Genomic DNA, 20,092 nt, shown 5'->3' on the forward strand with positions numbered 1-20,092 from the left:
ATTGATGGCGATCGATGTTGAGAGTCTCAAAGCCGATGGTCAGCTTTACCATAGGGGTAACGAGGGGCACTGGGGGAGCGTAGCAGTACGACGCCGTTGTTATCGACCAGCTGGAAGGTGAGGTTGCGTTCGAATTCGTGGCCATAGGGGGTGACATCCCTGTCCTCGCCACTGAGATTCATCCCCTTCTCATTGGGGTGCGTGCCTGGATTGCGTTGCTCCCAATCCTCATAGATGGTGCCATTGGCGGGCAAGGTTTTGGTGTGATCGATGTAGCTGATCAGCAGCTGATTGGTGATCCGTGCCGATTGTGCCAATCGGGCATCAAACAGCTCCTCCATCTCGTGGCTCGACTCGAGATAACCAATGAAGGCGCTGAGCAGCAGGCTGCCGCCCACCAGAGTCAGTATGCCGGTGAGCAGAAAGCTGCGAATGGAACGCTGTGGTGTCATAAGGGCAAGATCCCGGTAGTGCGATGGATTGCGGTGCGCATCAGGGGAGTGACTCCTTGGGCGGCACTATGTAACCGACGCCCCTGATGTTACGGATGAGGTCGGTATAGAGTTTCTTGCGCAGGTGGTGAATATGCACCTCGACCGCATTGCTCTCGGCGCCCTCATCCCAGCCATAGAGGCTCTGTTGCAACTGCTCCTTGCTGAGCACTCGACCCGCCTGGGTCAACAGCTCCTGCAACAGCTTGTATTCATGGGGGGTGAGTCGCACAGCTTCCCCCAGGTAAGTGACCTGCTGGGAATCCGGATAGAGCAGTATATCGCCATACTCCAATACCGACTGGGCCTGGCCCTTGCTGCGCCGAACCAGCGCGCGCAATCGGGCGTTGAGCTCCTGCAGGGCAAAAGGCTTGACCAGGTAGTCATCGGCACCGGCATCCAGGCCGAGCACTCTGTCATCCAGGGCGTCGCGAGCAGTGAGGATCAATACCGGCAGGCTGTGGCCGGCACGGCGCAGTTGGCGCAGCAGACTGATGCCATCGATGTCAGGCAGGTTGAGATCCAGTATCAGGGTAGCGAACTCCTCACACTTGAGGATGGTGAGGGCAGGCAGACCGAGCTGCAGCCAGTCCACCGTGTAACCGCTACTGCGCAGGGCATCGCGCATACCGTCACCCAGCATGAGATCGTCTTCCACCAACAGTACTCGCATACAGAACTCCCGGGTCAGCAAGGCCTCCCAGTATGTCTGCTGGCGAGCGTACTTTAAACAAAGAATTCCACGGGTTAGCTAACCGGTCTGGATGAGTCGGCTTGGGAGGATAGAAGGCGGGTTGCGTCCCGCCCTCCCTTGCATGGCATGGTGTCAGAGCTTGGCTAGCAGCCCCTTGACTTCAGTCCGTCGTCCCTGATCGGCCAGGGTGCGTCCCGGCCTGTCCGGTGCTTTGAGGGCTTGTTCCAGATAACGCTTGGCTTCAGCCTTGCGGCCTTGCTCTATCAGGAAGTCCCCGTAGAAGAAGTTGGGATCTATGCCGTTGGGATTGAGGGCGAGCGCCTGCTTGAGCAGTTGCTCCGCCTTCTTGTCATCGCCAAAGCCCACCGGCCAACCCGGCACCTTGTAGTAGAGGGAGCCCAGACTGGTATAGGCGGAGCCATCGAGCGCCTTGGGATCCTGCTTGATGGCTATCTCAAGCTTGGCTTTGGCCGCCTTGACCAGGCTAAGAGCGCCCAGCCCCCCCTTGGCGCCCGCCCAGCTGCTCTGCACTATGGCAGACCAGATCAGCAGATCCGTATTGAAGGGCGCTGCGGCACTGGCCTGCTCAGCCTCACCGCTCAACTGTTCGAGGCAGGTTTCCTGCTTGTCGCCGCTCTGCTGGTACTGGCACTGGGCCCAGGCCTGCTGTACGCCGCCAAGATCCAGGGGGGCGGCCTGAGACAGGCCAGGGGTCAAGGTGAGCAGGGCAAGCGTGGCTATCACTGTGTTTTTCATCGTGTTTCTCCTTGATCCTGATGCTTTTTTGGCTCTGTGTTTAGGGGCTGTCGTTGGCGGGCATGGCGCGCTATGACGGCATGCTGCTTGGCAAGGGCCCGATCGACCAGGGCGGGCAGCAGGCCGTTGAGCCGCACAAACAAGGCTTCGGGCCAGCCGAGCCAGTAGTTGCGCCCCTCCCGCATCAGGGCCTGCAACGCCGCCTCGGCCACGACTTCCGGGGTATCGGTTTTGGTCCCAAGTTCAGCATTCATCGCATAGGCAGCGGTCGAGTTGAGTCGCGTGCGGGTAGCCCGTGGCGCAAAATGGATCACCTTGACTCCCGTGTCTTTCAGCTCGCGGCCCAGGGATTCGCTAAAACCGCGCAGGGCAAATTTACTGGCGCAATAGACGCTGTAACCCGGGTAGCCGATGGCGCCGAAGCAGGAACCCACGTTCATGATGAGACCGGGGTGATTGAGCCTGGGCAAGAGGGCGCGGCAGAGCTGGACAGGTGCCTCCAGATTAAGGCGCAACTGGCGTTCGACCTGCTCGCTGCTCTGATCCTCCAGCCAGGCAAACTCGTTGCAACCGGCGTTGTTGATCAATACATCGATGGGTTCATCCAGAATCGGGTGTTGCAACAGCTGGGCGCGGCCCGTTGCCGTCATCAGATCCGCCACCAGCAGTTGATGGTGGTCAGGGTTGGGCAACCCCTTGCGCAGCCGTTCCAGCGCACTGCTGCGACGGCCATGTAACAGCAATATGGCCCCCTGTTCTGCCAGTACCTGGGCCAGGGCCTCCCCTATACCGCCGCTGGCCCCGGTGAGCAGTATGCGTTTTCCGGCAAGTTTCATGACGGCAACTCCCCGCACGGAAAGAGACAGATAATAGGCATCAATGGCGCTCCGTCAGGCTGTAGAGCATGTCGCCATAGAGGCGATAGACCACCTTGGCGCTATGTATGATGGCGGCTTGATCCTCGGGCTGCTCCACCCGGTTCATCAACCCTTCGAAGAACTTGAGGTGTTCCTGATCCAGGGCACCGTGGGAGCTGAGATAACTCATGGCCTGGGGCGGCAGGCCCAGGCCGCTCGTGAGCTGGCCGGCGACTGTGGTGGCGATGGCGACGCTGGTGCCTTCCAGCACCTGCACCATGCCGAAGAAGGCCATGGGGTTGCCCCGGGCTATCTGATCATAGAGAAAGGCGACCATCAGCTCGATGGGCTGCTCGGGATGGCCGTGGCGCACCGCGTCTGCGTCCCCCCCGCAGGCACGGATGTCATTGAGGATCCACTCCTGATGGCCATACTCCTCCTCGACATATTCCTTGATGGCGCCGCGCACCCACTCGTACTCCTGGCCCAGCTTGCCTCCGGTCGCCATCAGTAGCGGTACCGTGTGGCGCACATGATAGAAGGCCTGGGCAAGGAAGGTGAGGTAGGTCTGGCGACTGATGTCGCCGCGTCGGCAGGCTTCGATAATGGGGGCATTGAACAGACGTTCACGCTCTGCGGCGGTGGCCTGTTGCAGTGTCTGGTAGAAGGTCATGAGGATTCTCCGTTAAGGCATTGGCTTATCTGGTCAGAAAAGTGGTGATAGATCCGTTCGCGACGGGGGCGACCATTGGCTGTCAGCAGATCGGGATGCTGATCCAGTGCCACGGGCAGCCAGTGATGGATGCGGGCGTAATCGGGCAGGCGCTGATTGAGCTGGGCAATCTGGGCGGCGAGCTGGGGCTCGCCGCCCGGCAAAGACTGGATCAAGGCGACATTGGCGGGCTGGCCGTCGCCAAATACCACAATGCGGCCGATGGCGGGACAGAGCTGGGCCTCTGCCTCGATCCACTCGGGGGAAAAGTTGCGACCAAAGGCGGTGATCTGCACATTTTTCTTGCGACCGGTGAGGTACAAATACCCCTCTTCATCCAGTTGGCCGAGATCGCCTGTGGCAAAGGGACCCCGGTTGCATTCGGATTCACCCAGGTAGCACAGCATGGTGACTCCTTCCACCATGATTTCGCCATCAGGGGCAATGCTGACCCGGCAGTGGGCCAGGGGTTTCCCCACGCTGCCGACCTTGTCTTGATCCGGGCCATTTAGCGCCACGACAGAGCCACATTCGGAGAGGCCATAGCCCTCGTAGACGGGCAACCCGAGGGCGCGGGCACGCTGGATCAGCTCGGGGCATACCTTGCCGCCCCCGACGGCAATGAAACGTACCCCCTTGACCAGATCTGGTTGCTGGGCGCACAAGGCGACCAGCAGGCGCAGCAACTCGGGGACCAGTACCAGACTGTGGCTGGGCCAGCGAGTGAGGGCCGCCGCCAGCATCATGGGGTCCAGTTTGCTGGAGCCCGAGAAACCAAGCTCCGCCGGAGAAGGGATACGGCTGCAGGCGCCGGTGAACAGGGGAACATAGAGGCCAGTGATGTTCTCGAGCAAGGTGGTGAGCGGCAGCAGGGTCAGGTGCTGCTCCACCTGAGCCGGGGCCACCCGTTCGGCCAGCGACTGGCAAACGGTCATCAGCTGGCGCCAGGAGAGGCAGACTCCCTTGGGTTGCCCCGTACTCCCAGAGGTGTAGGTTATCTTGGCTGTGCCCTCTGGCAGGGCGGGGACCTGGGCTGGCTGGCAGCGCCATAACGGCAGGGTCGCGCCGAGCAGGGCGAGAGGATGACCCGCTTGCCAGCCATCGCGGGCTGGGCCTACCAGGGCATCGGCGCCGCTGCTCTGGAGCAGCCAGTTCTGCTGCTGGGCACTGAAGAAGTGGGGCACGGGGATCACCACAATGTTGGCCAGGGCGCAGGCCAGGTCAATCAGGGCCCAGGGCAGGCCATTGTCGAGCTGCAGGGCGAGGCGGCGTATGCCCGCCTCTTCCAGATCCCAGGCCAGACCACGCACCTGGGGCCAGAGTTCGCCATAGCTCAGACGCTGTTGGCTGTCACACAGGGCCGGGCGGTGCGGATCCTGATAAGAGAGATCGAACAGGGTGTCGAACAGGCTCATAAGGACGCCCTCATCTGGCAGGGAAACAGGGACGGCATCGGCCCCAACAGGGAGATCAGCAGACTGTTTTGGCTCAGCACCTGGCGCCCCTGGCTGAGATCCCCTGCCATGACCCTGGGCTGGCACTGATAATAGGCCCCCCAGGCCTGGGCATCCTCACCGACTCGGTGCGGCTCGGCGCTCGCCAGTTCAACGGGCTCGAGATGCAGGCGATGAAAGCTGTTGCGCAGTTTGGCGGTGCCGGTAAAGACCACCACATCCAGGTCATTGTCACAGAGCAAACAGGTGAGGGCGGCGAACATCAGGCGGGCATTGCCTGGGGTCAGGCAGGCGAAGTTGCCAACCTCTATGATGCGCTCTCGTGCTGTCTGAAGGCCGAGGCCGCGGGCGATCGCATCTTCAATCGGCTGCTCCAGATACTGCTCAAGATAAAGCGGTTCATCCCTGGCGAGCTGGAGGCCGCAGGCCCCCACCAGCAGCCCGTCTGCGCGATAGAGACCGACGAGGCAAGGCAAGAAGTGGGGGATGCTGGCATCGAATTCTCGTTGATAGGCATGCTGGATATAGGCTTGCAATTCGGCCTTCTGCTGCGGCTGTTCGGCCAGCATGAGCCGGTAGGGGGCTTGGATATCTGTTGTCATGGGCCGTCTCCTCATCGTCAATGAGTGCAGCCTAAAAGAGCAAACTTAAGACACTATTAAGAGAACGAAAAAAATGGTTCCGATAATGTCCGGTCTTGACGCGACCGCACTCTGCCCTTGCCATGGCGCCCGCAGGCAGGCACATTGCACGCCGATTCAGGTCACCCCTCATCCCGATGCAACAAGGAGCTTGCGTGGAACTCTGCCTCTGTCCCCTCTGTGGTGGCGATCGCCACTATGCCTTGCCGGTGGCGTGCAAACTTTATGGCCGCTGCCTCGACTGCGCCCTGGTGTTCATGGCGCCGGTTCATCGGCTGGATGATGCCGGGGAGAAGGCCGTCTATGACGGACACCATAACGAGGTGGACGATCCCCGTTACCGCGCGTTCCTGATGCGCGCTTTTGGCCAGGTGCTGGCGCAGATCCCGGCGCCGGCGAGCGGGTTGGATTTCGGCTGTGGCCCGGGACCTGCGCTGCTGGCCATGGGGCGCGAGTCGGGTTACCAGATGGCCGGTTATGACAAGTTCTATGCCGACGATCCCGCCTTGCTGACCCGGCAATATGATTTCATCACCAGCACTGAGGTGATCGAACATCTGGCCGAGCCAGGCGCCGTGCTGATGCAGTTGTGGGACTGCCTCAAGCCGGGTGGCCTGCTGGTGCTGCAGACCCAGCGAGTGCTCAGCGACGAGCGCTTTCGGCATTGGCGCTATCGCCATGATCCCACTCATATCGTCTTCTTCGCCGACGCCTCGTTTCACTGGCTGGCGCAGCGGCTTGGCGCGCAGTTGAGCCTGCCTCACCCGGATGTGGCCGTGCTCGCCAAGGCCAGAATTCAGCCCTAGACACTGCGGTCTCCAGGATCGCATCGCAAAATGGCGCAAGCCCGGTTTTCATCCGGGCCGCTTTTGGGCATGCTGGCGATTCACTCACTTGAGGCCACCTCGCCCATGTCGTCCATTCATCTCAGTGTTCAGGATGCCCGTCATCTGCAACTTGCCGCGCAAGGGCTGCTGGTTTCCCCCAAGCGCAAGGCGGGCCCGGCTGATGTGCTCACCTGTATCCGTCGCATGGCACTGCTGCAGATAGACACCATCTCTGTGGTGGCGCGCAGCCCCTATCTGGTGCTGTTCAGCCGGCTGGGCCAGTACGATCCTGTCTGGCTGGAGCAACTGCTGGCCGAGGGCGATCTCTTCGAATACTGGGCCCACGAGGCCTGCTTTGTCCCCCGTGAGGACTACCGCCTGCTACGCCATCGCATGCTGGATCCCGCCGCCATGGGCTGGAAGTTCTCCGCCCAGTGGCTCAAGACCCACGGCGACGAGATAACGCAGATAGTCGAGCGCATTCGGCGGGACGGCCCGGTGCGGGCCGCCGATTTCGAGCGCAAGGGGGGCAAGGGCAACGGCTGGTGGGACTGGAAGCCGGAGAAGCGTCACCTAGAGGTGCTGTTTACCGCAGGCCAGCTGATGGTGCGTGAGCGGCGTAACTTCCAGCGGGTGTACGACTTGGCCGAGCGGGTCATGCCCGACTGGCGCGATGAGCGGGATCTGCCAAGCAGGGAGCTGGCCCAGCGGGATATGGTGCGGGCCAGTTGTCGGGCGGTGGGGCTGGTCAAGACCGGCTGGGTGGCGGATTACTACCGGCTGCGCCGGGGCAAATACGATGCCCTGCTCCATCAGTTGGCAGATGAAGGGGAGCTGCTGCCGGTGCGGGTGGAGGGGTGGCAGCACGGCGCCTTCGTGCACGCCTCCCTGGCCGATGAGCTGGCCAGGGCCCAGGCTGGCAGCCTCAAGGCGACCCACACGGCTGCATTGTCTCCCTTTGACCCCCTGGTGTGGGATCGCAAACGGGCCAGCGAGCTGTTTGGCTTTGACTATCGCATCGAATGCTATACCCCGGCCCCCAAGCGCCAGTACGGCTACTTCGTGCTGCCGCTGCTGCATCGCGGCAAACTGGTGGGCAGGATGGACGCCAAGGCTCACCGCAAGGAGGGAGTGTTCGAGATAAAGAGCCTCTATCTGGAGGCGGGGATCAGGGTGACCCGCACCCTGGCGAAGGATCTGGCCAAGGCGCTGCAAACACTGGCGAACTGGCATCAGACCCCGACCCTTCGCCATGGCAGCATTCCCGCTCCCTTGCTGGCCCTGTGGCAGGATCTGGTGTGAACCTGCATAAAAAAACCGGGCACTTGGCCCGGTTTGTCATGCGGTCAGGATGTGCTTACTGGAGTACCAGCACCATCAGCAGACCTACGGTAATGGCGGACACCAGAAAGGCGAAGCCATAGAACACGTAGTGGTGCAGCTTGGTGGTGTGGATCCCCAGATCGTGCAGACCGTGGTAGATACGGTGCATGCCGTGCCAGATGGGCAGGGCGATGATCACCAGCAGTATGGCGGCTCCCCACCAGGTGCTGGCGAAGTCGTGCACACGCTCAAAGCTCATGGTCTCCACGTCCATGATGCCCATGGGCACCAGCAGACCGGTAATGAGGACAATCACCGGCAGCAGCATGGCAACCACCATGCCACCGGCACCAAACAATCCCCAGTAGATGGGCTCGTCAGAACGTCTCATGGTTTTCTCCTCAGGCCACGATAATCAGGATCAGCAGGGATACCACCGCCAGCGCCACATACTGGACGATAACGATCGGCTTCTCCGGCACCAGGTCTTCGCCACGGAAGATACGCATCGCCTTGGGGGCCAGTGCGAACCAGGTCTTGGCGTGGAACAGGCAGGCGGCCAGAGCGATGACGTGGAACAGGATGGCTACCGGGCTTTGCAGGGATTCCAGCCAGCCGTTGAACGCTTCCTGACCCTGAACCAGACGCAGCAGACCCCACATCAGCACGACGGCATAGATGGAGACGAAGATACTGGTGCCTTCACGGATCATGTAACCGGTGTAGAAGGCGTTCTTCAGCCACCAGTCTTTCTTCATTTCGCGGACGTAAGGCTTACGTTTGCTATTGGTGTTGTTCATGGTCTCATTCCTGATCTCAATCTGGCTTGAACATGGCGATCATGTAGTCCTTGGCGCTCTCGACCTTGCCAAGCTGGATGGCGGCGGCCGGATCCACGCCTTTGGGACACACGTCAGAACAGTAGCCCACGAAGGTACAACCCCAGACACCCTCATCCTGGCTGATGATCTTCATCCGCTCTTTGGACGCGCTGTCGCGGTTGTCGACGTTGTAGCGATAGGCCAGCGCCAGTGCCGCCGGACCGGTGAACTTCTTGTTGATGCCATATTGCGGGCAGGCGGCGTAGCACAGACCACAGTTGATGCACATGGAGAACTGGTGATACTTCGCCATGTCAGCCGGGGTCTGGGTGTACTCGCCATCGCACAGGCTGCGCGGCTCGGACGGGATGATGTAGGGCTTGATGCTCTCCAGCTTCTCGATGAAATCGGACATGTCGACCACCAGATCGCGCTCGATCGGGAAGTTGTTGAGCGGCTCTATGGTCATCTTGCCCGGCAGATAATCGCGCAGGAAGGTCTTGCAACCCAGCTTCGGAATGCCGTTGACCATCATGCCGCACGAGCCGCAGATCGCCATCCGGCAGGACCAGCGGAAGCTTAAGGTGGAGTCCAGCTGATCCTTGATGTATTGCAGGGCGTCCAGCAGGGACATCTCTTTCAGGTAAGGCACCTGGAAGGTCTGCATCCAGGGCTCGTTGTCCTGCTCTGGTCGGTAGCGCAGGATATCAATTTCGATCATCTCAGCCATGCTTCTTAGCCTCGTCTTGTTTCTCACCCTCGGAACCGTATACGCGTTTCGCCGGTTGGGATTTAGTGATCTTCACATCGGAGTAATCGATGGTCGGGGCGCCTTCCTGGTTGTAGAAGGAGAGGGAGTGCTTGAGGAAGTTCACGTCATCGCGCTCCTCAAACCCATCCAGTCGCTGGTGAGAACCACGAGACTCTTTGCGGTTGATGGCGGAGTGAGCCATGGCTTCGGCCACGTCCAGCATGTAGCCCAGTTCGATGGCGTACAGCAGATCGGTGTTGAAGACAGAGGACTTGTCGTTGATCTTGACCTTCTTGTAACGGGCCTTCAGCTCGTTGATCTTGTCGATGGTGCCCTGCATGAGCTCTTCGGTACGGTAGATACCGACCCCGGCTTCCATGGACAGGCCCAACTCGTTGCGAATATCGGCCGGGTTTTCGGTGCCGTCGATGTCGAGCAAGGAGAGGTGCTGCTTGATGAGTGACTCGGCCTTGGCAGCCAGGGCCTGGGTGTCGCCATGGGACTGGGTCTTGGCGAATTCACCGGCGTGCTCACCGGCAACCTTGCCAAATACCACTATCTCGGACAGGGAGTTGGAGCCCAGACGGTTGGCGCCGTGCAGACCGACGGAGGCGCACTCGCCCAGGGCATACAGACCCGGCATACGGGTTGCGCATTGACCGTTGGTCTCGATGCCACCCATGGTGTAGTGGGCGGTAGGACGGACCGGGATAGGCTCCTTGACCGGATCCACACCCACGTAGGCCTTGGCCAGTTCGCAGATGAAGGGCAGGCGCTCTTTCAGGTATTTCTCGCCGAGGTGGCGCAGGTCGAGGTGCACCACATCGCCCATCGGGCCTGGGATAGTGCGGCCTTTCTGCTGCTCTTGCCAGAATGCCTGAGAGAGACGATCCCGCGGGCCCAGCTCCATGTATTTGTTCTTTGCCTCGCCGACCGGGGTTTCCGGGCCCAGGCCATAGTCTTGCAGATAGCGGTAGCCATCCTTGTTGACCAGGATGCCACCCTCACCACGACAACCTTCGGTCATCAGTATGCCGGTACCGGGCAGACCGGTCGGGTGATATTGGACGAACTCCATGTCCCGCAACGGCACGCCGTGACGGTAGGCCAGGGCCATGCCGTCGCCGGTGACTATGCCACCGTTGGTGTTGTAGCGGTAAACGCGACCGGCGCCACCTGTGGCCAGAATGACAGACTTGGCCTGGATGAAGCGGGTGATGCCGTTCTGGATGTCAAAGGTCAGAACACCCTGTACGCGGCCGTCATCCACGATCAAGTCCATGCAGAAGTGCTCATCGAAGCGCTTGATGGTGGGGTACTTGATGGAGGTCTGGAACAGGGTATGCAGAATGTGGAAACCGGATTTGTCGGCGGCAAACCAGGTACGGGGGATCTTCATGCCACCGAAACGGCGCACGTTGGCCTTGCCATCGGGCTTGCGGCTCCAGGGGCAGCCCCAGTGCTCCAACTGGACCATTTCTTGGGTACAGTTTTCGACGAAGTAATCGACCACGTCCTGCTCGCACAACCAGTCGCCACCGGATACGGTGTCGTTAAAGTGGTTTTCGAGGGAGTCATCATCACGAACCACGCCGGCGGCGCCACCTTCTGCGGCAACGGTATGGCTGCGCATCGGGTAGACCTTGGAAATCAGGGCGATCTCCAGATCCGGGTGGGCTTCTGCTATGGCGATAGCGGCACGCAGGCCACCACCACCGGCACCGATGATGGCGACATCGGTCTTGATAATATCCACATCTGCCTCCTTAGGGATAGATTTGCTGGGCACGATTCTGCTCTATTAAAAAAATTCAGGCTTGATGCAAGTCAAACTGGTTTGTTTTAGTGCTTGGCAATGGTGACTTTTATCAAAATCACCCCATTCCCTGGATGAAAACGCCGTAATTATCGCCATCCTTCAGTTATTGGTATCAGCCGATCATATTGCTATGGTTACTTTAAGCTCAGGATTATACGTAGTTTTCTTTCAATAAAATGAGAAATGCCTCTCTTTTTAGGTATTACCCATAAAGTTTTTAAGTTTTTATCGAAAATATTTAATAAGAATTATTCGCGGATTAACTGGTGGGGTTATTTGATTCAAAAAACTAATCCGAAAGTTTGTCTTGATGGGCTGCTTTATGACGAGATTCCGTTGCGTATGAGCGTTTTTATCCTCATAGCCCCGATCGTTGATGTGGTAATAACTATTGAAACGAAAGCATTTTTTAATAAAAAAAGGGGCCTGCATGGCCCCTTTGAACTGTGATGATCAGATGCGGAACATGCCGACCTGATTGCTCAGTTCACCTGAAATATTTTTAAGTTGTGCAGAGAGATTGCGGGAGCTGTCCGCATCCCCTGCCAGCTCGTCCGAGACATCCTTCACCGCCTGGATATTGCGGCTCACCTCGTCGGTGACGGCGCGCTGCTCCTCGGCAGCGCTGGAGATCTGGGTGGCCATGTCGGAGATCTGATTGATGGAGGCGGTGATCCGTTCCAGAGCCAAAGTGGCATTGCTGGCATCATCCACGCTGTTCTGAGCGAGTTGTTGACCCTCATGCATGGTGCTGACCGCCCCCTGGGTGTTGCGCTGCAGGGTCTCTATCATGCTGCGGATCTCGACGGTGGAGCTGTGAGTGCGCTGGGACAAGACCCGCACCTCATCGGCTACCACGGCGAAACCGCGACCCTGTTCACCCGCCCGGGCCGCCTCGATGGCGGCGTTGAGTGCCAGCAGGTTGGTCTGCTCGGCTATCCCCTGGATGGTGGAGAGGATGGTGTTGATCTCCTGCGCGTTCTTTTCCAGCTCCTGGATGATGTTGGAGGCTTGTTCCACCTGACCCGCCAGATCCGTGATGGATCTCTGGTTGCGGGCGATGACCTGCTTGCCGTGTTCACAGCTCTCGGAGGAGCTGCGCGCCGCGTCCGCGGTCTGCTCGGCATTGCTCGCCACCTCGACGGCGGTGGCGGACATCTCGTGGACGGCCGTGGCTATCTGGGAGATCTCGTTCTGCTGGCGGGCCAGTCCCTGGCTCGATTTCTCCGCCATGTTGTGGGAGGAGTTGGCTTGCTGATTGAGCTGACCCGAGGAGTTGGAGATGTCCTGCACCATGACGTGAATACGATCGATGAAGGTGTTGACGTGTTTGGCGACTACACCCACCTCGTCTTCGCGTTCAATCTTGACTCTGCGGGTCAGATCGCCATTGCCGCGGGAGAGATCGGCGATGGCTTCACCCAGGGTCTGCAAGGGGGAGAGGGCGCGGCTGATGGCCAGATAGGAGAAGCCGGCCACGATGAGGATGGTGAGCAACCCCTGCAGCAGGGTCGAGGTGACCATGCGCGATACCGACTGATAGGCCACAGCCTCATCCACCACTATGCCGAAGTACCAGCTGGAGTTGGGGATCTCTGTTAGGTCAAACACGCTCAGCTTGCCGCCGATCACCATGTCGGAGATAGCGCCGTCATGGGCCAGCTCGTTGACTTTGGCAGGGGTCAGCTCGGGGGAGATCTCGGTGGCCGGCTTCAGGGCCAGCGCCTTGTCCGGGTGCGCTATGATGGTGCCGTTCTTGTCGACCAGCATGGCGTAGGTGCCTTCCTGGTTCATGGCCAGGATGTCGCGCACCAGGCTGTCGATGGAGACATCGCCGGCGATGACACCTTGGGTACTACCTCGGGTGAAGGGTTCGGCGATGGTGATGATGAGCTGACCCGTGGTGATGTCGGCATACGGCTCTGTGATGATGAGCTTGCCTGCGGCCATGGCTTCCTTGTACCAGGGGCGCTGGCGAGGGTCATAGCCTGCGGGCAGGTCGGTCGGCTTGCTCTGGATCATCTTGCCGTCCTGAGTGCCGGCATAGACCAGGTCGAAGTTGCCAGCATTCATGGCCTGGGCCAGATGGCTGATGGGGTTGTCTTGCTCGGTGAAGGCCTCTTTGGCCGAGGTGACCATGCCGATGCGCGAGTCGAGCCAGCGCGAGATCCCCTTGACGTTGGAGGTGGAGCTCTCGTCGATGATGTTCCAGACCAGACGCTGGGTTTCACTCTTGAGTTGGCTGGTGTTGTACCAGACCTGCAGCCCGGTGATGATCAAAATGATCAGGCCAACGGCCATCACCAGCTTGTTTTTGATATATAGGTTCATATTTACGTCCTTGTGAGCGTCAGTCTGAGTTAGTCAGATGTGTTTTTTTATTATGGTGGTGCTTATGTTATCGGCCGCGCTCCGGCTTCTTTATCCCCTCGATGCCTTTATTTTCGCGGCTTGCAGCATGCTGACCCAATTGAGTGTCCTTTAACATCAGATCGGGACGGTTGGTGAAGATTCCATCGACCCCCCATTCATGCAATTGGCGGGCATCCTCCAGCTGATCCACCGTATAGATCAGCACCTTCAACCCGCGATCATGGGCGTCTTTCACCAAGGCTTCATCCACGAAATCGAGATCGCAGTTCAGTGACCAGGCGTTGAGCGCCTCGGCGGCATGGGAGAGAGCCAGCGGTCGATTGGCAATAAGGGCGCCAAGGCGGATCTCGGGACGCAGCGCTCCGAAGCGGGCCAACTCGGGGTGATGGAAGGAGGAGACCAGCCACTGGTCCGCCATGAAGCCCAGTTCGACTTCAGCGCGTCGGGTCAGGTCTGCCACGCCCTCTGCCGTCTCTATCCCCTTGAGCTCGATATGCAGCTCGCACTCTCCCTTGATCGCGGCCATGACGTGCCACAGCAGCGGAATGGGCTCCCCATCACCGGCATCCAGCCCCTGCAAATAAGCGGCGCTTTGTCGGCTCAGCACCCCATGACCATTGGTACAGCGATCCAGGCGACGATCGTGAAATACCCAGAGTTCGCCATCGGCTTGCTGCACGTCTATTTCGATGGCGGGCGCCCCCAACTTGAGGGCAAGACGTATGGCCTTGAGAGTGTTTTCCGGGGCCAGGCCACTGGCCCCGCGGTGGGCGATGATCTGCATTAGAGACTCCTAGGCACGACTGAGGCGGATATCAACTTGCTGGTGCGGCAGGTGCATGCCCAGTTGATGCAGTTTTTCCAGAATGGCCGAATGGACCTCATGGGTGATCGGCATGCGGTGATCCATATTGTTGACGTAGAGCCGGATCTCATAAATCAGCGCCGAATCGGTGAACTCGATCAGGAACACCTCCGGCGTCGGTGTATCCAGCACCAGGCTGGATTCACGTACGCACTCTTCGAGCAGTTGCTGTACCCGTTTGGGATCCTGGGTCAGGCTGATGCGAATACGCAGCTTGACCCGGGTGATGGCATCGGACAGTGACCAGTTGATGAACTGCTCCGTGATGAAGGCCTTGTTGGGCACAATGATCTCTTTCCTGTCCCAGTCCACGATAGTGGTGGCGCGGGTCTTGATCTTGGAGACGGTGCCGGTCAGCTCGCGAATGGTGACGGTATCGCCGAGCCGGATCGGCTTTTCAAACAAGATGATCAGGCCGGAAACGAAGTTGGCGAAGATCTCCTGCAGGCCGAAACCCAGCCCCACCGAGAGTGCCGCCACTAGCCACTGGGTCTTGGACCAGTCGATGCCGAGCATGGAGAAGCCGGTCAGGGCACCGATCAGGATCACCATGTATTTGCTGACGGTGGTCAAGGCAAAGCCGGTGCCGGGGGAGAGGCTCAGGTGCTGGAGCAGGGTCAGCTCCATCAGACCCGGCAGGTTGCGAGCCGTCATCACCGTCAGTATGAAGACGAACAGGGTCAACATCAGATCCTGCAGGGTGATGGCCGACAGCTGCTCTATGCCGGCGACCTTGCTGCTCACCTGCCATACCTCAATGTTGCTCAGGAAGCTGAACGCCGAGTTGAGATCGGACCATTGCACCACCACCAGGATGGTGAAGCCGAGCATCAGCAGGGTGCGAATAAGGCCGAGGGACTGGGCGCTGATGGTATCCAGATCCAGCTCTTGTTCCTCCACCACATCCGGGATCTCCGAGCTGAGATCATCTTGTTCTTCACGCTCGCGCTGGGCCAGGATCTCGGCCCGGCGGCTCTTGGCACGATCGAAGGCGAGCCGCCTGCGCTGGATCAGCATCCAGCGCCTTGCCAGGTAATAGATCAGCAGGCAACCGAGCCCCATCAACAGGCTCACTTCCAGCTGACGCAGCAAGATGCGCGAGGTGTAGAAATAGCCGAGCAGGGCACCTATTACCGCCACCAGGGGCGCCAGCATGAGGGCGTTCCAGATGAAGTGGTGCAACAGGTGGGGTTTGTTCATGTCTGCCTGGCCCCAGGTCAGCGGCAAGCGTTCACGATTGAGGCGCACGAAGAAGAGCAGCAGCCAGAGCGCCCCCACCATGAAGGCGAGCCGGCCCAGGGTGTCGTAGAAGGCATGTTCCTGATAGCTGTCGGCCATGCCCTGCACGAAGAAGCTGGGGATCAGGATCAGTAAGAGGGTGCGGAACTGGCCCCAGACTCGGGTCACCTGCACGCCACTCCAGCCGAAGTGGTGAATGAGTATGCCTTTCTCCATGGTGAGATGACGCACCAGCAGCAGGGCCAGCAGCAGGAACCAAATCTCGCCGAGCCCCTTGGCGATTGCGATGGCGAAGGGATATTGCCATGCCCCCTCCAGCTGGTAGCGCAGCAGCAGTGCCATGGCGGGCAGGGGCAGGGCGGCGACCAGGGAACGAAGCAGCAGACGGCTGGTCAGGCTGAACTTGTCCTGGGTCACTTTGCCGACCCTTGGGGCTATCTGCTGGCTGAAATTGCTCAGGTGGCGGGCCAGCCGGATCCAGAGTCCGAATAGCAGCAGCAGGGTGAGGACTATGAAAGTAAGACGGGTGGTGCCCTGCTCGGCCAGTGCCAGTGGCAGTTGCCACCAGTTGGCAGGATCGAAGGCCAGTCCCAGGGCGGCAGGTACTCCGAGCAGGACTGCAGGAGTCAGCGGAGGCACATCCGGCAGCCAGAACAGATGGCTGGCACTGAGATTGCGAATTTCATCTATTTTGCTGTTCTGGCGGATATAGAGCAGCTTGAGCCTGGTCTGTTCCTGGATCAGGGTATCGGCGGCATCATTGAGGCGGGTCAACAGCAGGCGACGCGTCTTGAGCAGGTTATCGAGCACTGTGACCTGGGAGCGGTCGAGCTTGCTGTTCTCCTCTTCGAGCAGTTTATCCCTCACTTGAGCCGGGTCCTTGAGTCCCTCCTGCTCCCCTTCATAGCGGTATTTGGCGATGCGCGACTGCACTATGGCCGACTCTAGCTTGTCGAGGGGGAAGTAGGCGGGCAAGTCGGCCAGCTTGCTGCGCAGGTTTTCACCGTAAGCATTGCTTATCTGTAGCCATTCGAGCTGTTCGCGGACCGAATCGACCAGGTCATTGAGGTGGGAGAGGCTGTTGTCCAGATCTCGCTGCTCGTCTTGTACTAGCTCGATCTGCTCTTCCAGGGTGCCGAGCTGGATGGAGAGCGTCTGGTTCTGCTGTTGCTGCTCCTGCAGCAGCGGCATGTCGGCGGTGAGCTGGGCCTTGAGCCGCTCGCTCTGGGCCAGAGTGCGTTCGGTATTCTGGCGCCTGAGCAGGTTCTGTTGGCTGATGAGGGCGTTTTGCCACTCATCTTCGTCGGTAATGGCAAGGTTGAGCCCCTGCACCTTGAGCTTGGCGAGATCGCTGCGCTGCTGGGCGGAGAGCTGTTCTAGCTCCAGCATCTGGATCCTGTCCGACAGCGCCTGCTCCTTGAGGCGGGTCATCAACTGCAGCGCCTCATGCTGGCGATCCGATTCCCCACTGAAACTCATCCGATCGAGCTGGGTGCGCGTCTGTTGCAGCTGTTTGCGCAGCTCATCGATGCGCAGGTGAAACTCCTGACCGGTGATCTCCTGCTGATTGAGGTTGTCGATCAGCTCCTGACGCTCCTTGCGCAGGTTGAGCTGACGATTGCTGCTCAGTCCCAGCGCCTGACGCAGGGCATCTTCGCTCAGGCTAGCGAGTGGCACCCTGTTGGCGGGTTGGTAGTTGTGCAGTGCATCTTTGAGGCGCGCCGACTCATTGGGGTAGTCGATCATCAACTGTTGATAGGCCTTGCCCTGTTCCCGGTAGCGTTCCGCATCCCGGGCGTATTGCAGTGCCTGCTGATAGCTCTCCCTCAGCTTCTGATGCTCAGGCGCCTCGCCCTTGGGCACGCTCTGGAGCAGCTCCTCTATTTGCGCGGTGGCATCATCGGCCTGGGATAACAGGGGAAGGCAGAGGAGAAGCAGGGGGAGCAGGCGTTGCAACATGAGGCTCGTTTCCGTTCGAGAGAAGAGCCCTAGCCTAAAGCAGGGCCCTGGAAGGGTAAAGTTTTACATATTAATGATTCGTAACATAAATAACGGGTGAAAATGGATTTGTTTGGCTATTATCCTGCCCCTTTTGCTTGTCACTGTTGAGAATTCTATGTCGACCCTGGATCTGGGCACTGCCCCGCTCGGCCGTCTGTGTTTGCGCTATGTCACGCCGACGGTGGCTGCCATGTTGGTCACCGGGGTCTATGTCACCATAGATGGCATCTTCATTGGCCACATCCTGGGACAGGACGGACTGGCGGGTATGATGCTCGCCTATCCCATCTGCGCCGTGCTCTATGCGGTCGGAGCCCTCATCGGCATGGGCGCCAGTGCCCGGGTCTCCTTCTTGCAGGGCAAGGGGGAGTCGCAACTTGCCCGCCTGATAGTCGGCAATGCTTTGCTACTGGTGCTGCTGGCCTCTCTGCTGCTCAGCGGCATCGGACTCCTCTACGGGGAGGGACTGCTGCGCTGGATGGGGGCCGAGGGCGCCGTGTTCGATGCAGGCATTGCCTACTTAGACTGGTACGCCCTGCTTGGGGTCTTTGCCGTGCTCTCCATGGCGTTTACAGCCCTGCTGCGCAACGACGGTCACCCCGGACTTACCACCTGGATCCTGGTGGCAGGTGGCGTACTCAATGTGCTACTCGATTACCTGCTGATGGCCGTGTTGCCATGGGGGCTGGCGGGGGCGGCCATCGCCACCATGCTCTCACAAGCGATGACAGGTGGACTCTGCCTGTGGCACTTCCTTAGCCGCCGCAGTCAGCTACGGATCCGTTGGGACAGCCTGCGTCCGGATTGGCGTCAAATTGGCCAGACGTTGCGGCTCGGTTTCTCCAGCTTCCTGATGTATCTCTATCTCTCTGTGGTATTGGCCATGCACAACAAGGCCATGCTGGCGGTGGGAACCTCGCTGCATATCGCCGCTTATGGGGTGATAAGTTACACCGAGGCCTTCTTCTATCTCATCTTCGAGGGGATCGCCATGGGCATTCAACCCATCGCCAGCTTCAATGCCGGCGCCGGGCTGTGGCACAGGGTCATCCGCATTCGCAACCTGGCGCTGGGGACGACCCTGATTATCGCCTTGCTGGCCTTGTTCCCGCTCTATCTCTGGCCAGAGGGGGCCGTCTACCTGTTTGCCGGCGACAACCCGGCCCTGCTGCCGGTGGCTACCTTGGGCATCTGGCTTTACTTCTGGGGCTTGCCGCTGGAGGGATTGTTGCTGGTGGGGGCAACTTACTTCCAGGCCATAGGCCGCGCGCGCATGGCTTCCCTGCTTACCGGCGGCAAGCTAGTGTTGATCGGTGGTTTCTTGTGGCTATTTTCCACCCTGTGGGGGGTAGCAGGCGTCTGGCTGGCCCTGCCTACTTCCAGCGCTTTGCTGATCGCCATCATGGTGTGGGGCATGCGCCAGGAGTCGGCACGCCATGGCGGGGCCACCTCCTGATAGACAAGGCGACTATGACCTCAGGATAAGTGGGGTCAGTGCATGAAAAAAGGCAGCCAATGGCTGCCTTTTTTCAGTTCTGGATAGCCGGCTTCAGGGCTTGAAGGCACCGATAAAGATGGCGGGATCGACCCGGCTGTCGTTGAGGCTGACGTTCCAGTGCAGATGGGGTCCGGTGGCACGGCCAGTTGAGCCTACTCGGCCGAGAATGCCGCCTCTGGGCAGACTCTGACCCCGTTTCACATCCACCTTGGAGAGATGGCAGAACATGCTGATCAACCCCTGGCCGTGATCGATAAAGACGGTATTACCATTGAAGAAGTAGTTGCCGATAAGGATCACCTTGCCCGCGGCGGGGGCCTTGACGGGAGTGCCGGCACCGACCGCAAAGTCGAGCCCCGAGTGGGGGTTACGCTCCTCACCATTGAAGAAGCGTCGCAGTCCGAACGGGCTGGAGAGTGGCCCCTGCACTGGCTTGTCAAACATCAGATTGCTAGGCTGGATCGGGCTGAAGGACTGATAAGCTTGGGTCTGCTCGGCCAGTTCACGCTGGATGCGGGCGAGATCATCGGGGTTGGGATTGACCTGCCGCTTGTTCTTGAGCTTGATGTGCTGCTCGCGGTAGTGCTTGTTTTCGACGGTGAAGGCGAGGGTGCGACCGTCGGCCAGGGAGAGCCGATGCTCGCCGAGCTTGCTCTTGAGCGGTATGCCGACGATGGCGATCCACTCCTTGCCTTGCTCCTTGACCACCAGCACGGGATTTCCCTCATAGCGAGGAGCAGGTGTCTGGCTCCCTTCATCGAGGGGTATGACGGCGATGCCACCGGGAACGGGTTGATTGAGCAAGCGGCTGATAAAGCCGGGCTCAGCCTGCAGGGCAGCACTGCACAGCAGCAGGCAGAGGGAGAACAAGAGGCGCATAGACCACTCCGGATAGAGGCAAATAACAGAGGCGATATGATGCCACATCGCCGTTTATCTGTCTGACATCCCCAGGCTGAATAGTACTTCT

General features: G+C 59.6%; 17 protein-coding genes and 1 pseudogene. 3 read left to right on the forward strand and 15 right to left on the reverse strand.

Annotated features, from left to right (window positions below):
• The 7 genes and pseudogenes from G113_RS06870 to G113_RS06900 form a co-directional block, all read right to left on the reverse strand.
• Window positions 1-452 (reverse strand): annotated as a pseudogene (locus G113_RS06870) (ATP-binding protein); the annotation flags it as partial.
• A gap of 40 nt (window positions 453-492) precedes the next feature.
• Window positions 493-1,164 carry a response regulator gene (locus G113_RS06875; protein ID WP_005897319.1) on the reverse strand — a complete coding sequence of 224 codons (672 nt, stop codon included), beginning with the start codon at window positions 1,162-1,164 and terminating at the stop codon, window positions 493-495.
• A gap of 153 nt (window positions 1,165-1,317) precedes the next feature.
• Entirely contained in the window at window positions 1,318-1,941 is a 624-nt protein-coding gene (locus G113_RS06880; RefSeq protein WP_005897321.1) for a tetratricopeptide repeat protein, read from the reverse strand.
• Complete coding sequence (locus G113_RS06885) at window positions 1,938-2,777, reverse strand: SDR family oxidoreductase (protein WP_005897322.1); 840 nt, start codon at window positions 2,775-2,777, stop codon at window positions 1,938-1,940. The genes G113_RS06880 and G113_RS06885 overlap by 4 nt, the downstream gene beginning before the upstream one ends.
• A 40-nt stretch (window positions 2,778-2,817) precedes the next feature.
• Window positions 2,818-3,471, reverse strand: coding sequence for a TenA family transcriptional regulator (locus G113_RS06890; RefSeq protein ID WP_005897325.1), 654 nt, complete (start codon window positions 3,469-3,471; stop codon window positions 2,818-2,820).
• Window positions 3,468-4,925: an AMP-dependent synthetase/ligase gene (locus G113_RS06895; protein WP_005897328.1), complete on the reverse strand. Its 1,458-nt coding sequence runs from the start codon at window positions 4,923-4,925 to the stop codon at window positions 3,468-3,470. The genes G113_RS06890 and G113_RS06895 overlap by 4 nt, the downstream gene beginning before the upstream one ends.
• Window positions 4,922-5,566, reverse strand: a complete 645-nt coding sequence (locus G113_RS06900; protein WP_005897331.1) for a thermostable hemolysin — start codon at window positions 5,564-5,566, stop codon at window positions 4,922-4,924. Before G113_RS06900 ends, G113_RS06895 begins: the two co-directional genes overlap by 4 nt.
• Before the next feature lie 176 nt (window positions 5,567-5,742).
• On the opposite strand from G113_RS06900, the gene G113_RS06905 reads away from it, so the two are divergent.
• Entirely contained in the window at window positions 5,743-6,411 is a 669-nt protein-coding gene (locus G113_RS06905; RefSeq protein ID WP_040318988.1) for a class I SAM-dependent methyltransferase, read from the forward strand.
• A gap of 105 nt (window positions 6,412-6,516) precedes the next feature.
• Window positions 6,517-7,734 carry a winged helix-turn-helix domain-containing protein gene (locus G113_RS06910; protein ID WP_040318991.1) on the forward strand — a complete coding sequence of 406 codons (1,218 nt, stop codon included), beginning with the start codon at window positions 6,517-6,519 and terminating at the stop codon, window positions 7,732-7,734.
• 55 nt (window positions 7,735-7,789) lie between these two features.
• Here the strand turns inward: G113_RS06910 and frdD are convergent, their stop codons facing one another.
• The 7 genes from frdD to mscM form a co-directional block, all read right to left on the reverse strand.
• Window positions 7,790-8,146, reverse strand: a complete 357-nt coding sequence (gene frdD / locus G113_RS06915) for a fumarate reductase subunit FrdD (RefSeq protein ID WP_005897338.1) — start codon at window positions 8,144-8,146, stop codon at window positions 7,790-7,792.
• Window positions 8,147-8,156: 10 nt separating this feature from the next.
• Complete coding sequence (locus G113_RS06920; RefSeq protein WP_005897341.1) at window positions 8,157-8,555, reverse strand: fumarate reductase subunit C; 399 nt, start codon at window positions 8,553-8,555, stop codon at window positions 8,157-8,159.
• Window positions 8,556-8,571: 16 nt separating this feature from the next.
• The gene (locus G113_RS06925; protein ID WP_005897345.1) at window positions 8,572-9,306 is read right to left on the reverse strand and encodes a succinate dehydrogenase/fumarate reductase iron-sulfur subunit; all 735 of its coding nucleotides are present in this window, start codon (window positions 9,304-9,306) and stop codon (window positions 8,572-8,574) included.
• Window positions 9,299-11,083: a fumarate reductase (quinol) flavoprotein subunit gene (gene frdA, locus G113_RS06930; RefSeq protein ID WP_005897349.1), complete on the reverse strand. Its 1,785-nt coding sequence runs from the start codon at window positions 11,081-11,083 to the stop codon at window positions 9,299-9,301. Before frdA ends, G113_RS06925 begins: the two co-directional genes overlap by 8 nt.
• Window positions 11,084-11,599: 516 nt before the next feature.
• On the reverse strand, window positions 11,600-13,477 hold the full coding sequence (locus G113_RS06940; RefSeq protein WP_005897355.1) for a methyl-accepting chemotaxis protein: 1,878 nt from the start codon (window positions 13,475-13,477) through the stop codon (window positions 11,600-11,602).
• Between the two features lie 67 nt (window positions 13,478-13,544).
• Complete coding sequence (locus tag G113_RS06945) at window positions 13,545-14,303, reverse strand: glycerophosphodiester phosphodiesterase (protein ID WP_005897359.1); 759 nt, start codon at window positions 14,301-14,303, stop codon at window positions 13,545-13,547.
• Between the two features lie 9 nt (window positions 14,304-14,312).
• Window positions 14,313-17,582: a miniconductance mechanosensitive channel MscM gene (mscM, locus tag G113_RS06950; protein WP_005897362.1), complete on the reverse strand. Its 3,270-nt coding sequence runs from the start codon at window positions 17,580-17,582 to the stop codon at window positions 14,313-14,315.
• Window positions 17,583-17,739: 157 nt separating this feature from the next.
• Between mscM and G113_RS06955 the strand changes: the two genes are divergently transcribed.
• Window positions 17,740-19,080: an MATE family efflux transporter gene (locus G113_RS06955; protein WP_005897366.1), complete on the forward strand. Its 1,341-nt coding sequence runs from the start codon at window positions 17,740-17,742 to the stop codon at window positions 19,078-19,080.
• Window positions 19,081-19,173: 93 nt separating this feature from the next.
• Here the strand turns inward: G113_RS06955 and G113_RS06960 are convergent, their stop codons facing one another.
• Entirely contained in the window at window positions 19,174-20,001 is an 828-nt protein-coding gene (locus G113_RS06960) for a peptidoglycan DD-metalloendopeptidase family protein (RefSeq protein ID WP_005897369.1), read from the reverse strand.
• Between the last annotated feature and the right edge of the window lie 91 nt (window positions 20,002-20,092).

Origin of the sequence: Aeromonas molluscorum 848, assembly GCF_000388115.1 — a bacterium.
GTDB lineage: Bacteria > Pseudomonadota > Gammaproteobacteria > Enterobacterales > Aeromonadaceae > Aeromonas > Aeromonas molluscorum.

Bases quoted from the DNA above. Each gene is read 5' to 3' on its own strand.
- G113_RS06875 (WP_005897319.1), bottom strand. From the start codon at position 1,164: ATGCGAGTACTGTTGGTGGAAGACGATCTCATGCTGGGTGACGGTATG.
- G113_RS06880 (WP_005897321.1), bottom strand. From the start codon at position 1,941: ATGAAAAACACAGTGATAGCCACGCTTGCCCTGCTCACCTTGACCCCT.
- G113_RS06885 (WP_005897322.1), bottom strand. From the start codon at position 2,777: ATGAAACTTGCCGGAAAACGCATACTGCTCACCGGGGCCAGCGGCGGT.
- G113_RS06890 (WP_005897325.1), bottom strand. From the start codon at position 3,471: ATGACCTTCTACCAGACACTGCAACAGGCCACCGCCGCAGAGCGTGAA.
- G113_RS06895 (WP_005897328.1), bottom strand. From the start codon at position 4,925: ATGAGCCTGTTCGACACCCTGTTCGATCTCTCTTATCAGGATCCGCAC.
- G113_RS06900 (WP_005897331.1), bottom strand. From the start codon at position 5,566: ATGACAACAGATATCCAAGCCCCCTACCGGCTCATGCTGGCCGAACAG.
- G113_RS06905 (WP_040318988.1), top strand. From the start codon at position 5,743: ATGCAACAAGGAGCTTGCGTGGAACTCTGCCTCTGTCCCCTCTGTGGT.
- G113_RS06910 (WP_040318991.1), top strand. From the start codon at position 6,517: ATGTCGTCCATTCATCTCAGTGTTCAGGATGCCCGTCATCTGCAACTT.
- frdD (WP_005897338.1), bottom strand. From the start codon at position 8,146: ATGAGACGTTCTGACGAGCCCATCTACTGGGGATTGTTTGGTGCCGGT.
- G113_RS06920 (WP_005897341.1), bottom strand. From the start codon at position 8,555: ATGAACAACACCAATAGCAAACGTAAGCCTTACGTCCGCGAAATGAAG.
- G113_RS06925 (WP_005897345.1), bottom strand. From the start codon at position 9,306: ATGGCTGAGATGATCGAAATTGATATCCTGCGCTACCGACCAGAGCAG.
- G113_RS06940 (WP_005897355.1), bottom strand. From the start codon at position 13,477: ATGAACCTATATATCAAAAACAAGCTGGTGATGGCCGTTGGCCTGATC.
- G113_RS06945 (WP_005897359.1), bottom strand. From the start codon at position 14,303: ATGCAGATCATCGCCCACCGCGGGGCCAGTGGCCTGGCCCCGGAAAAC.
- mscM (WP_005897362.1), bottom strand. From the start codon at position 17,582: ATGTTGCAACGCCTGCTCCCCCTGCTTCTCCTCTGCCTTCCCCTGTTA.
- G113_RS06955 (WP_005897366.1), top strand. From the start codon at position 17,740: ATGTCGACCCTGGATCTGGGCACTGCCCCGCTCGGCCGTCTGTGTTTG.
- G113_RS06960 (WP_005897369.1), bottom strand. From the start codon at position 20,001: ATGCGCCTCTTGTTCTCCCTCTGCCTGCTGCTGTGCAGTGCTGCCCTG.